Raw genomic sequence first — 12,171 nt, 5'->3', positions numbered from 1 at the left:
TCGTTTTTGTCCGAGCATTCATTCCACGCTTGGCTTCGCCTGAGTCGTGGGGCTTCTGCCCGTTTCAGCTAAAACAATCGCTATTTAATCTCATTGCTGAGGTTTCTCATTTATTGGGCGCTGGCTACGAGTTGATTCCAGGCTTTGACTGCTGCTTGTAAATTCGTTGGCAGTTTATTTTGAGAAATATCGTTGTACTGAACCGTACCCTTTTGGCTGGTAAGAGTGTAGGTGATATAGTCAGCAGCACCACTGGGGGCTGGGTAACTTAAATTTTGGAATCTACTAAATTTAGAGCGTTCCAAATATCTCTGAAATTGTTGCACCTGTTGGACAGAAACGCTGCGAACACTACGTTCAGAATCATTGGCATCACCAATCCGCACCCGAATCAATCGCCCATCTTTGAGTAAGACAGTCTGGTAGGTTCTGCCAGCAAAACCACCACTGGAGATTTGCCGAAATACTATATCTCGATCTAACGGTGGCGGTAACTCACTGGCTGGAATTTGCACAGGGGCCAGTGTACCTTCGTTAGCCTTTTGATTCAGTCTGACTGCGGAACCTGTTTGATTAGTATGATAAACCAAGGTTTGGTCAACCGCACCAACAACTACTCGCCAGCCTGATACCAAATTTTGGGTACAGAGTTCATCAGCATTAGCTAATTCTAAACAGCCATTTCTCCAAGTTTGCTGTTGAGCCTGAATAATGGTTAGCTGAGAAATTGGCTGTTGCAAACGTCTGGATGCAGCTTGCAAAACAGCATTTTTTACAGACGCAGGTAATTCATCTGACAGGTTCTTAGAGGGAGTATTTGCCGAAGCTAAACGTAGCGATCGCCCATTGTTATTGGTATGATAAACCCAATTTTGTTTGCCATTAGACACCACAATCCGCCAACCAGAAACTAAGGCTTGGGTGCAGATTTCATCAGATTGAGGCAGTTCCAAGCAACCATTGCGCCAAGTCTGTTGACTATAATCAATAATTTGCAGTTGGCTAGTAAAAATTCCCTGTTTGCGGGCTAAATCTCTCAGTACTGCCTTAGCTACTGGACGTGGCAAGCGATTTGGTTTACTATTATCTTTGAGGACTTCATTGTTTGTTTCTAACAAGAAGTTAGCAGAAGCTCCCGTCGCATCTTTGATAAGCGTTAAACTGCTAGTTACAGACAAAATTCCAGTCAAAATCAAAGCAGTGAAAATTCGTCCTTGATTGGTGTTAAGGTATTTTTTCAGCATGGTTCTCATCGTAATATAGCGATGTTACTCAAGAGTTATAGAACTGGGAAATAGTATCCAACCACGTGTAGGCAATAAAATATATAATTCCAGTACTTCAGGAGTTGGAATTAATTTAGTATATTTGTCCTGAAACAGATATAAATACAGACGCTGATGTACTTATTGTTTGTTCCTTATACAAATTCTGGATGAAAATTGCACTCAATCAAAACGCCCTATATCCCAATAAGCTTGGGTTAAGCGCTATTTGTACAAAATCGTGGGTTTTGAGACGCGATAAATCGCCGTCTCTACAAGTGTTTTGGTCTTATCTGAACTGTATTGCCCTATATCCTACCGCAATTTAGGAATAACTCAGAAGCGTTGCATTGGATAAAAAGTTTGTTGTGGATTCTCTTCCACGTCCCTATCTGGGAGAATAGCTTGTTTCGTTCCGAGGTAGAGGATGAGAACGAGGAAAAGCTCATTAAGCTAGCTAGGTTTTTAGCACTTATGTGTACACCATATCCTCGCATCATATAAAAATGGAAGCAAGGTTTTCCATATCCCATGAGAAGTCAGGGTAAGCGAAGGTTAAATAAAAGTAATTTTATAAATAATTGAACAGAACCGTAGCTTAGATTTTGCTCGGCTCAACTTAGCATCTACAATATTTTGAGTAATATCAGGCAATATTAGGCGCTGATGGCTCGTTGTTCAGATTCAACGAACTGATTGTGAGATACATCAAATCTAATAGTGCTTGCTGCCCAGTCTTTGAAATCTGGTGCTAACCAGACTAGCTTACGTAGAATTTCATCATTAACCCACAACACCAAGGGAAACCGAAACTGTTTCCGAAACTCATTTCGCATGATGTTGGTACTGATGATTAGTTGGTTAATTTCTACTACAGATTCTAAACCCCGTACCATCAAAGCTTCGGGTTGAGTAGCACCAATTGCACTTGTAATTGCTGTATACAATGTGTCAGCCCCAGGTGAGAGCAAGACTTCGTGGATATCTGTTGATGAAAATTCTGTTAACAGATTCAGGACTTGCTGCTGTCTTTCAACACTGTTACAACAAGCTAATATCAGTGAGAACTCCCCACCAGAAACCATCATCGCCCTTGCCACCCTCTTGGTGGATGCTGTGCTGCTAACTGTGTCCTTTTCTGAATTATTTAAGCCGATCATTAAAAAATCCTGCTTTTAATTTTAAAAATATCTGAGCAATATTCAGTTATTCTACCCTATTAATTTTTATGCAAAAGTGTTAAGCGGGTAATTTATGATAAGTTTTTCTCTAAAACCGACCATAATACTACGGATTGCCTAAAAAAAGAGGATATTCTGTATTATCCCACAATTATACTTAAGGAATAATGTAAAGGTAGTATTAAAATCACGTAAGCAAAAGATAACGCAAGTAAAAGGAAGTTAGGAAAAAATTAACAATTTAATTACACTGTATTTTTATAGATTTTGGCATCTACCATTGGTTAAGTAATTAATTCTTATATTAAGTTAAAAAAATATTCAGTATTAGTTTAACAACAAATATTGACAACTGGGAAAAAACTCAATTCATCCTTTTGATAGAACTGTGGCTCAAAGATTTCTCGTTATTCAGAGGATACGGAATTTTTAGCTTTATTAAGATTAGTTAAGAATACCTGAAATATAACTATTCATGAATTCAGATAAATGTGAAAGGGAAATACAACATGCTGAGTTTATTACGCATCATCAACAACAGGCGATGTCTACGACGAGCTACGCTAACGCACACCCTTGAGATGAATAAGACTGAGAATCTTCTACCCACCAAATAAACGCCCCCAAAAACCCTTCTTCTCATTTCTAGAAATCTCTAAGTTTTTACGAAAAAGAGTGCTACTAGGGTTAAGGCGAACAACTATTTCCAGTTCGGCGATCGCTTCTGACAACTTCCCTTGACCTTTTAGCGCAATCCCCAGGTTGTAGTGAGCGTCTGCATAGTTAGGGTCAATTAGCAAAGCTCTTTGGTTGGCGGCAATCGCTTCTGACAACTTCCCTTGATCGGACAGTGCTAACCCCAAATTATTGTGAGCGTTTGCATAGTTAGGGTCAAGACGGAGGGCTGCTTTGTACTTGACGGCTGCTTCCTCGAACTTTTTAGCTAGCCTGGTTTAAATGCTGATCAATTTCGCCTTTGATTTCTTGCCCAGCGACGATTTTGCGATCGTTCCAACTTTGTAATAATGTTTTCTCGACGCAAAGACGCTAAATGCTTCTCTAACTCCTGGCGTAGCGTCTCATCTTCCTGGTGGTAAGAAATAAAAACTTCAACAGATTTCATAGAGGATATGGCAGGCTGGCTGGTTTAAAAGACAACTACAATAGTTTTTGCTCGATTTCCTCAAGCTGTCGATCTAATCTATTTTGTTCTGTTTGGGTATCCTGAATTTGCACTTCTAGCTTCAGCTTTGTAGATACATCCGTTTCAATGGCGTATGCTTTACCCAGCAGTCCCAATTTTTTGCTCACGAGGTCATACTGTTCTTGCACTGAATCCCGTTCTTGCTCCCATCGCCGACGCTGGCGCTCAGTTAATACACCACTTGTTCCAGAAGGGCTGGAAGTTGCAGGTGTAGTATTTTTAGCAGGAGTTGAGGAAGAAGTGTTTGATTTCGCCATTTCTTCAACTACTCTGCGAATCCCTTGAGCGACATTTAAAAAAGCCTCATCTTGGTCTTGCCAGGTTGTGACAGGTTTAGCATTTTTAGGCAGTGCTTGTAGTTTACCAAAAGGTGCGCCATTCCAGTCTGCCGGCTTCAGAATAATCGGAATTACACGAGCTTCCCGCGTTTCATGTCGCTCCATTGCCCGTGTCATTTCTTTGTCATAGCAGTAATCTGAAGCCAGAAAGTTAGCACTCACTAGCAGCAAAATGATATCTGCAATATCGAGATTATCATCTATCTCATTAGCCCATTCTCTACCAGCACTGATTTCGCGATCGTGCCAAGCTTCGATAACTCCCTGACGTTTCATCATGCTCAGATGAGTTGCCAACTCGTCACGCAAGGCTTCATCTTTGTGGGAATAGGAAAAGAATACTTTAACTGTGTTAGACATATTCTTGGTTCAATATCATGAAATTACTGTACATGAATATACAGTTGAACTTTTCAACGATAAAAGCCCAAACCAATAATTATGATTAATACCCTGTAATTAAATTCACAGAACCCCGACTTTTTTGAAAAGTCGGGGTTCTTATCTCTTACGAATGATTAAGTAGGGCTGATCAAAGCAAATAATTTTGCGATCGCTATTCGCCAATTCTCAAAGCAAACAAAGCGATCGCCAAGCGATATGTATAACTGAGATTACACGATACTAAAATTTCGAATAGTGTTGCAATGCCAACCTTGCTGCACCCACGATCCCAGCAAAATTGCCTAACTCTGCTGGTAAAATCTGTAAACCATCTCGTGATAAAGGCTGCACCCGCTTCTCAATTTCTGCCTTCACTGCTGGTAAGAAAAACTCAAAGCTACCACTTATACCGCCACCAATGACGATCGCTTGTGGTGTGAGTACATAAATTAAACTCGTCAAGCCAATTCCTAAATTCCTACCATATTCTTGCCAAAAAGTCAATGCCGCGGCTTCTCCTTGTTGAGCAAGAACACCCAATTCAATGGGTTCCTTGAGAGTGCGGCGGCGAATGGCAGTAGCAGAGGCATGTTGTTCTAAAGATCCCTGATTACCACTATTACAAATTGGCCCATCAGGATTTAATGAAATTAAACCCAATTCCCCAGCGGCTCCCTGATGTCCAACAAATAGTTTGCCATTGAGGATAATCGCACCACCAACCCCAGTTCCTAAAGTTAGGAGAATCAGATTTTGAAATTGGCGACCGGCTCCCAGCCAAGCTTCTCCCAAAAGAGCGCAGTTGGCATCATTAGCGATCGCAGTAGGTTTGCCAGTTTTAGCTTCTAACCAGTCTGCTAAAGGCACATCGATCCATCCAGGTAAGTTAATGGCGATTTTAGCGATGCGTCCTGCTGCATCGGAAGGGCCAGGAGTCCCAACACCAATAGCAAAAGTTTCATTATTTGGATCAATTTGCGCGATCGCATCTACCAGCACCGCCAGCACGGCCTCTGGCGTTGTCGGCTGGGGAGCCCCCATAGTCAAAGATTGCAAACAAGTTCCATCGGCTGTAAACCGCCCCAGCTTAATTGCTGTTCCCCCCACATCAATGCCAATTACTTGAGAACTCACCATTTTGTAATTTGTCATTTGTCATTTGTCATTGGGCATTGGTGAACAGCTATTCCCTATTCCCTATTCTCCAGTTCATTTTTTTCATCCGCGATCTGTTTGCGTAGCATCTCCGCCTGGAAGAAGACGCGAAGCTTTCAACTCCGATTTCTGTAAATTAGCAAAAGTCGTGGTGCGGAAACTCGATTGCTCTTGCCAAGCTGTAACTGGCGCACCTCTTAAGATGCCAGCAAGGGCAACAGAAAGGATAAACCCGCCAGTAGCGGCGGCAATTAATGTCAGATTATCTTTCACACAAATCTCTCCAGTTATCAATTACTAGTTATTAATGATTAGCCCGTTGACTGATAAGTGTCCACTGTTTACTAACTATTTTCGGATTCTATTTTCTCTCCGTAATCGGGGATTGACAAATTCGTTTAACCCCTCACCAAGTAGTGATAACCCTACCACCATGAATGTCATGGTTAAACCAGGGAAAAGCGTAGTCCACCAAATGCCAGTAGGTAGAGCTTCTAGGGCTTGTTTTAAATCATGTCCCCATTCTGGCACTTCTTCGGGAAGTCCTAGCCCCAAAAAGCCTAAACCGCCCAACACCAAAATTGCATCAGCAGCGTTGAGTGTAAAGAGGACGGGTACGCTTTGAATGACGTTGAAAAATAGATAACGAGAAAGCACAACCCAAGTGGAAGCGCCCATTGCTTGAGCTGCTTCAATGAAGACTTCAGTTTTCACGCTAACAGTGTGGTTGCGAACAACGCGATAATATTGGGGGATGTAGGCAATGCTAATAGCGATCGCTGCATTTAATATCCCACGCCCCACCACAAACGCCAGTGTTACAGACAGCAGTAGCCCCGGTAAAGTGTAGATGCTATCCATCAAAAACAGCAACACTTTATCCAATTTACCGCCGAGATAACCACTCAGCATCCCCAGAGGCACACCGATAATCATACTCAGTGCTGTTGCCAAAATCACCACCTGTAAGGCAGCTTGAGCGCCGAACAATGTCCGGGAGAAGACATCATAACCCAGGCGACTAGTGCCAAACCAATGTTTAGCTGAGGGTGGCTCGTGAATTGGATTAGAGAGAAAATCTTTCGGGTTTTGCAGCCATCCCCAAGCTTGGAATACAGGAGCGAAGAATGCCAGGAAGATGAAAAATAGGGTGATGGCTAACCCAATGAGCATAAGTTTTTGGGAAAGATTGGAACTTTTGCCAAACTGTAAAAATGTCGGTAGTCGCCGTTTTGTAATGGCCATGTGCGATCGCCTGGATCAAAGCTTGATACGCTGACTATTTTACATATTAGGGACTGGGGATTGGGAATTGGGGACTGGGTATTTGGTAAAAATGTCTCATAAAATTGAGGGACTTTAGATTGGGATGATATGCAAGATAGAGGCTTTGAGTCTTTAGACTTCTACCAAGATAGCCTCAAGCTGCTAAAAGCGGCTTATCGATTAGCAAATAGTTTGCCGGGTTGTGAGCGTTACAATTTGAGCGATCAATTACGAAGAGCAGCTTGCAGCGTTTTACTGAACATAGCTGAGGGCTATGGACGCTATCACTATTTAGATAGATTGCGTTTTATGTACATTGCTCGCGGTTCATTGACTGAAACCAAAAGCGCTTTCATTATTGCCGAGAGCTTGGGCTACTGCAATACAGAACAATTAAACTGGGTCAGTCAGCTTAAAGACCGGATTGAAAAAGGTCTTAACGGTTACTGTCGTTTTATTCGTTCTCAACAGCAGGGTAAAGAAGAGTACGGTACTCAACTGGGTAAGTGGTGATTGGGTATTGGGGTTTGGGGATTGGGTATTATGCAGTTAAAAGAATTATTTCCTAGCCCCCAGTCCCCAGTCCCCAGTCCCTAGTCCCCAGTCCCTAGTCCCCAGCCCCCAGTCCCCATTCCCTAAAGATTACTTTCAATCAACTGACGGTATTCGGTTTTTTGCTTCACGCCTTTAACTTCCTTCACCAATTCCTTGTTTTTGAACAATTGAACCGTTGGAGTTCCTGTCACACCAGCATTTTCAGCAATATCTCGGTCTTTGTCGATGTCAATTTCTACAAAGTGAATTTTGCTGGCAAATTCATCCACCACTTTATTTAAAATTGGCTTCAGGGTATGACAAGGGCCGCAACCAGGTGAGACGTATTTAACTAGGAGTAAGCGATCGCTTTCATGGAACAATTTCCGTAAAGCGTAACCTCCCTCATGGCGCGTTCCATTCAAATTAAATCCAGCTTCTTCCTCGGCTTCAGTCTTTTTGGCTGGCTGATGTTCTAATTCATTGTCTGCTGTTTCTGGCTGTTGATGGAATTCTTGAATCAAGCCACTGGATGACAACCAGCGTTCTGCTAACATCGCCGCCATACAGCCAGTACCCGCAGCTGTAATTGCTTGCCGAAACTCATGATCTTGTACGTCGCCAGCAGCAAAAACACCCTCTACACTAGTTTCTACAGAACCGGGTTTAGTGACAACGTAACCTACCTCATCTAGTTCTAACTGACCTTTAAATAGAGAGGTATTAGGACTATGACCAACGGCGTAGAATAAACCCTTAGCGTGCAGTTGGCTTTCTTCACCAGTTTTAGTATTGCGGATTTTCACCCCTTCCATGTGACTATTACCGAAGATATCCACGGCTTCTGTGTTCCAATGCACCTGGATTTTTGGGTTGTTCAAAACGCGGTCTTGCATGGCTTTAGAAGCCCGCATTTTATCGGTACGTACTAACATATTTACCTTAGAACCGTATTTGGTAAGGTAAATAGACTCTTCCGCCGCCGAGTCACCAGCACCAATTACAGCCAATTCTGCACCGTGAAAAATTGGTGTTGCACCATCGCAAATTGCACAAGCGGAAATACCTCGACTCCAAAATTCATGTTCGCTGGGTAAACCCAAACGCTTTGCTGTCGCACCCGTAGCAATGACGATGCTATTGGTTTTAATTTCCCTTTCTTGCGATCGCACTGTAAATGGACGCTGACTCAAGTCAACTGATATAACATCTTCAGTATATAGTTCCGCTCCCCAGCGCTCCGCCTGCGCCTTCATCTGATCCATCAGTTCCGGCCCGGTAATCCCTTTGGGAAACCCTGGAAAGTTCTCGACTTCCGTTGTTGTCATTAATTGCCCACCAGGTAAACCCCCGGCTTGGAAACCTTCAAATACTACGGGTTTCAGGTTAGCGCGTCCGGCATAGATGGCGGCTGTGTACCCTGCTGGCCCAGAACCGATAATTACTAAGTTTTCTACTGTGAGGTTAGTCATGAACATATACAAACTCATAACGACTACGCTTAATATAGCATAACAAATTGTGATTGGCTATGCCAGATGGTAAGCGATGTCTGCGACGGGCTACGCCTACGCAAAATGCCTACAGTACTCATCCTTGTAACCGCTAGGACTGTTATTGGAGATATTTCTTAATAAGCTTCAACATCTAGTTCTAGTAATTCTGCTATTTCTTGAATGCTCATACCTTTCTCAATGCCAGGGGCTTAGTAATGTTTGTGTCATTTGGGATGCAAGAATTCTGGATTGTGTAACCGGATCTTCCCAAACTTTTTTTCTGAATGTGATAGGAAAGCGATCGCAGTTGGGTAAGTTATATCTAGAACACACCAGCACTTCCTACCCCAGGGAAAACACTTATGAAAACCGAACTAAAAGCAAAATTTCTTCAACACATCCTTGACAAAAAGAAGGGAGAAGAGGGTTTTACACTCATTGAATTACTAGTAGTAATTATTATCATCGGTATTTTGTCTGCGATCGCACTACCTTCTTTCTTGAACCAAGCTAACAAAGCCAAGCAGTCAGAAGCAAAAACTTATACAGGCTCAATGAACCGCGCGCAGCAAGCTTTTTACCTAGAACAAAATAAATTTGCGGCTCAAGGTGACTTTGGTACTTTAGGTCTTGGTATTGCAACACAAACCTCAAATTACATCTACACAATCCTGGGTGGTGGTACTAACGGTAGTCAAGTCAGTAACCAAGCAGCAACAGTACTTCCGGCTGCACCTCTCAAAACTTATATGGGTAATGTGGGTGTAACAACGCAAGCAGCTACCAGTGAAGCTACCACCATAGCTCTTTTATGTGAAGCTACACAAGCTAGAGTTAACGGTGGTGCAGTTCCAGATGCCACCATCGCTAATAGTTTCAACTCCACTACTAATTCACCGACTTGCCCCACCAACTTCGTCAGCTTATCTAAGTAGAGAAGTGAGTGAATAAGCTAAATCTCACTTATCTACACCACTCGACATAAAAGTTAACTTGTCACATTCGCTTTTATTAAGCTAAATTACGTATTTTCCCAAGTGGGTAGATTCTTCTATCCACTTTATTTCATTTTTGTGATTTATTCACAATTAGATTGACCATATCTTTTTTTTTGATAAACACAATGATTACTGAGATATATAATTGGCAAGATCGGGCTGAAGAATACTTTATTCAAGAAAACTATGTGCAAGCAGCAAAGTTATACGAGCAAGCAATAGAAATAGAACCAAATACTATTTCTTATTATTGGCATTTAGGACTACTATTGCTATTACAAGGGCAAGAAGCAGAAGCTCAAATGACTTGGATGATGCCAATGACAGAGGCAGACGAAGAACAGTTACAAGTTTGGACAAATGAACTATTTGAAGTTTTGCAAGCAGAAGCACAAAGGCGTGAAACACTAGCAGAATATTCTCTGGCATGGTTAATTCGCCAGCATATCCGAGAAATTAATCCTAACAACATCAATAATTTACTTCAAATACTTCTACTTTCTCTCAAATTGCAAAAATTTGCAGAAATTGATGATTTAAAAGAGTGGAGATTAATTGAAAGCTTAAATGCAAAAGAAGAAATAGAAATCGATATTGAACTATTGATACAAGTTTTAAAAGAGTTTTTAAATACTATACCTTTACATCCAGTCAATCTGAATTTAATAGAAGCTAGTTTACCTTATTTTTCTGATACTCATCAATGCTTCTCTATACTGCTTCCTGTTGCTATGCAAATTGGTCATACTTTGCGGCAGCCTACGCTAGCAGCATCTATTCTTAGCTTGTATTTACTATTGGAACCAGATAATGTAGAAGTTTTGCGGCACTTAGCGACTTTTTATCAAGATGCTCGTAATTATTCTCAAGGCATAGAGACAGCTAGGTTATGTTATTCCTTATCAGAAGGTTTGGCTGATAAAATTTTTGCGCTCCATCTGCTGTTAAGGGGTCTAATGTCAGCAGGGGGATATTGGCAAGAAATATGTAAAACTTGCCAAGAATTGGAAACTGTATATAAAGACTTTATTGAAGCCCAACCAATTCCTTTAGAAGAAGGAAGAATATTAAGGTTACTTACGCCATCATTTGCACTACCTCACATTAAAGATACTCCTGCTGAATTTCGAGCTATTCATAATAAGGTAGCTGAGATTTTTAATAATGATATACAAGCTCTTGCCCAATCACAAGGAAAAAACTATCATCGCCAAGTCGTTAAGAATCATCCGAAGCAATTAAAAATTGGTTATGTATCTTACGCTTTAAGAAATCATTCCGTTGGTTGGCTAGCTCGCTGGTTATTTCAGCATCACGATCGAGATAAATTTGATATTCATACTTATTTTGTTAATTACACATTAGTAAATGACTATCTTCAAGAATGGTATCTAAGTCAGGCAGGAAAAGCTCACCAATTAGGTAGGAATGGTCTAGAAATTGCTGACCAGATATTTCAAGATGAAATTGATATTTTAGTTGACCTTGATAGCATCACTCTAGATATTACCAGTGAAGTGATGGCACTCAAGCCAGCCCCTATTCAAGTTACTTGGCTAGGATGGGATGCATCAGGTATACCTGCAATTGATTACTTTATTGCAGATCCTTATGTGTTGCCAGATGATGCACAAAATTACTATACAGAAAAAATCTGGCGATTACCCCAAACTTACATAGCAGTAGATGGTTTTGAAGTTGGTGTACCTACTCTTCGCCGTGATGACTTGGATATTCCTATGGATGCTGTTGTATATCTCAGTGCCCAAAGAGGATATAAACGCCATCCAGAAACGATAAAGTGGCAAATGCAAATTATTAAAGAAGTACCTAATAGCTACTTTTTGATTAAGGGGCCTGCTGAAGAGGAAACAATTAAACGCTTCTTTTACCACATTGCCAAAGAAGAAGGTGTAGATTGTTCTCGGTTACGATTTTTACCACAAGTTCATTCAGAGGCAGTTCATCGTGCTAATTTAGGCATTGCTGATATTGTATTAGATACATTTCCCTACAATGGAGCGACAACAACCTTAGAAACATTGTGGATGGGTATCCCCTTGGTGACGCGAGTTGGTGAACAATTTGCAGCACGTAATAGCTACACCATGATGATGAATGCAGGAATTACAGAAGGCATTGCCTGGACTGATGAAGAATATATTGAGTGGGGTGTGCGCTTGGGGAAAGATGAGGCTTTACGCCAGCAGGTGGCTTTGAAACTGAAAGCTTCGCGGCAAACTGCACCGTTGTGGAATGGCAAACAGTTTACCTATGAGATGGAAAAGGCTTACGAGCAGATGTGGCAAAGGTATTTGGAAGAACAATCAGGTTAGAAAATCTCTCATAA

At 41.5% G+C, this 12,171-nt stretch carries 11 protein-coding genes and 1 pseudogene; 3 read left to right on the top strand and 9 right to left on the bottom strand.

What is annotated here, in order from left to right; genetic code table 11:
• Positions 1–110 precede the first annotated feature (110 nt).
• The 8 genes and pseudogenes from H6G86_RS21255 to H6G86_RS21220 all read right to left on the bottom strand — a co-directional run bounded on the left by H6G86_RS21255 (position 111) and on the right by H6G86_RS21220 (position 6,772).
• The gene (locus tag H6G86_RS21255) at positions 111–1,253 is read right to left on the bottom strand and encodes a DUF8738 domain-containing protein (RefSeq protein WP_190935966.1); all 1,143 of its coding nucleotides are present in this window, start codon (positions 1,251–1,253) and stop codon (positions 111–113) included.
• Between the two features lie 668 nt (positions 1,254–1,921).
• Positions 1,922–2,425 carry a hypothetical protein gene (locus H6G86_RS21250; RefSeq protein WP_190935965.1) on the bottom strand — a complete coding sequence of 168 codons (504 nt, stop codon included), beginning with the start codon at positions 2,423–2,425 and terminating at the stop codon, positions 1,922–1,924.
• 623 nt (positions 2,426–3,048) lie between these two features.
• Positions 3,049–3,378: pseudogene (locus H6G86_RS39615) on the bottom strand (tetratricopeptide repeat protein); the annotation flags it as partial.
• A 32-nt stretch (positions 3,379–3,410) separates the two neighbouring features.
• Positions 3,411–3,569 (bottom strand): hypothetical protein, encoded by a 159-nt coding sequence (locus H6G86_RS21240; protein ID WP_190935964.1) that lies wholly within the window; start codon positions 3,567–3,569, stop codon positions 3,411–3,413.
• A gap of 35 nt (positions 3,570–3,604) precedes the next feature.
• Entirely contained in the window at positions 3,605–4,348 is a 744-nt protein-coding gene (locus tag H6G86_RS21235; protein ID WP_190935963.1) for a toll/interleukin-1 receptor domain-containing protein, read from the bottom strand.
• A 264-nt stretch (positions 4,349–4,612) separates the two neighbouring features.
• On the bottom strand, positions 4,613–5,509 hold the full coding sequence (locus tag H6G86_RS21230) for an ROK family protein (RefSeq protein WP_190935991.1): 897 nt from the start codon (positions 5,507–5,509) through the stop codon (positions 4,613–4,615).
• A gap of 81 nt (positions 5,510–5,590) precedes the next feature.
• Positions 5,591–5,800: a hypothetical protein gene (locus H6G86_RS21225; protein WP_174709441.1), complete on the bottom strand. Its 210-nt coding sequence runs from the start codon at positions 5,798–5,800 to the stop codon at positions 5,591–5,593.
• Positions 5,801–5,875: 75 nt separating this feature from the next.
• Entirely contained in the window at positions 5,876–6,772 is an 897-nt protein-coding gene (locus tag H6G86_RS21220) for an ABC transporter permease (protein WP_114082030.1), read from the bottom strand.
• A gap of 129 nt (positions 6,773–6,901) precedes the next feature.
• Between H6G86_RS21220 and H6G86_RS21215 the strand changes: the two genes are divergently transcribed.
• On the top strand, positions 6,902–7,306 hold the full coding sequence (locus H6G86_RS21215; protein ID WP_190935962.1) for a four helix bundle protein: 405 nt from the start codon (positions 6,902–6,904) through the stop codon (positions 7,304–7,306).
• A gap of 122 nt (positions 7,307–7,428) precedes the next feature.
• On the opposite strand, the gene trxB is transcribed toward H6G86_RS21215, so the two are convergent.
• Positions 7,429–8,799 (bottom strand): thioredoxin-disulfide reductase, encoded by a 1,371-nt coding sequence (trxB, locus tag H6G86_RS21210; protein ID WP_520449213.1) that lies wholly within the window; start codon positions 8,797–8,799, stop codon positions 7,429–7,431.
• A gap of 386 nt (positions 8,800–9,185) precedes the next feature.
• Here trxB and H6G86_RS21205 point away from each other — a divergent pair, with 386 nt between their 5' ends.
• Positions 9,186–9,758: a type IV pilin-like G/H family protein gene (locus tag H6G86_RS21205; protein ID WP_190935960.1), complete on the top strand. Its 573-nt coding sequence runs from the start codon at positions 9,186–9,188 to the stop codon at positions 9,756–9,758.
• A gap of 188 nt (positions 9,759–9,946) precedes the next feature.
• The gene (locus tag H6G86_RS21200; RefSeq protein WP_190935959.1) at positions 9,947–12,157 is read left to right on the top strand and encodes an O-linked N-acetylglucosamine transferase, SPINDLY family protein; all 2,211 of its coding nucleotides are present in this window, start codon (positions 9,947–9,949) and stop codon (positions 12,155–12,157) included.
• The last annotated feature ends 14 nt before the right edge of the window (positions 12,158–12,171 follow it).

This window comes from Nostoc sp. FACHB-133, from assembly GCF_014698055.1.
Lineage (GTDB): Bacteria > Cyanobacteriota > Cyanobacteriia > Cyanobacteriales > Nostocaceae > Nostoc.
This window is presented reverse-complemented; position numbering and strand designations above follow the sequence as displayed.

What these genes read in the sequence shown, in the direction of transcription:
- H6G86_RS21255 (WP_190935966.1), bottom strand. Translation starts at nt 1,253, where the DNA reads ATGAGAACCATGCTGAAAAAATACCTTAACACCAATCAAGGACGAATT.
- H6G86_RS21250 (WP_190935965.1), bottom strand. Translation starts at nt 2,425, where the DNA reads ATGATCGGCTTAAATAATTCAGAAAAGGACACAGTTAGCAGCACAGCA.
- H6G86_RS21240 (WP_190935964.1), bottom strand. Translation starts at nt 3,569, where the DNA reads ATGAAATCTGTTGAAGTTTTTATTTCTTACCACCAGGAAGATGAGACG.
- H6G86_RS21235 (WP_190935963.1), bottom strand. Translation starts at nt 4,348, where the DNA reads ATGTCTAACACAGTTAAAGTATTCTTTTCCTATTCCCACAAAGATGAA.
- H6G86_RS21230 (WP_190935991.1), bottom strand. Translation starts at nt 5,509, where the DNA reads ATGGTGAGTTCTCAAGTAATTGGCATTGATGTGGGGGGAACAGCAATT.
- H6G86_RS21220 (WP_114082030.1), bottom strand. Translation starts at nt 6,772, where the DNA reads ATGGCCATTACAAAACGGCGACTACCGACATTTTTACAGTTTGGCAAA.
- H6G86_RS21215 (WP_190935962.1), top strand. Translation starts at nt 6,902, where the DNA reads ATGCAAGATAGAGGCTTTGAGTCTTTAGACTTCTACCAAGATAGCCTC.
- trxB (WP_520449213.1), bottom strand. Translation starts at nt 8,799, where the DNA reads ATGACTAACCTCACAGTAGAAAACTTAGTAATTATCGGTTCTGGGCCA.
- H6G86_RS21205 (WP_190935960.1), top strand. Translation starts at nt 9,186, where the DNA reads ATGAAAACCGAACTAAAAGCAAAATTTCTTCAACACATCCTTGACAAA.
- H6G86_RS21200 (WP_190935959.1), top strand. Translation starts at nt 9,947, where the DNA reads ATGATTACTGAGATATATAATTGGCAAGATCGGGCTGAAGAATACTTT.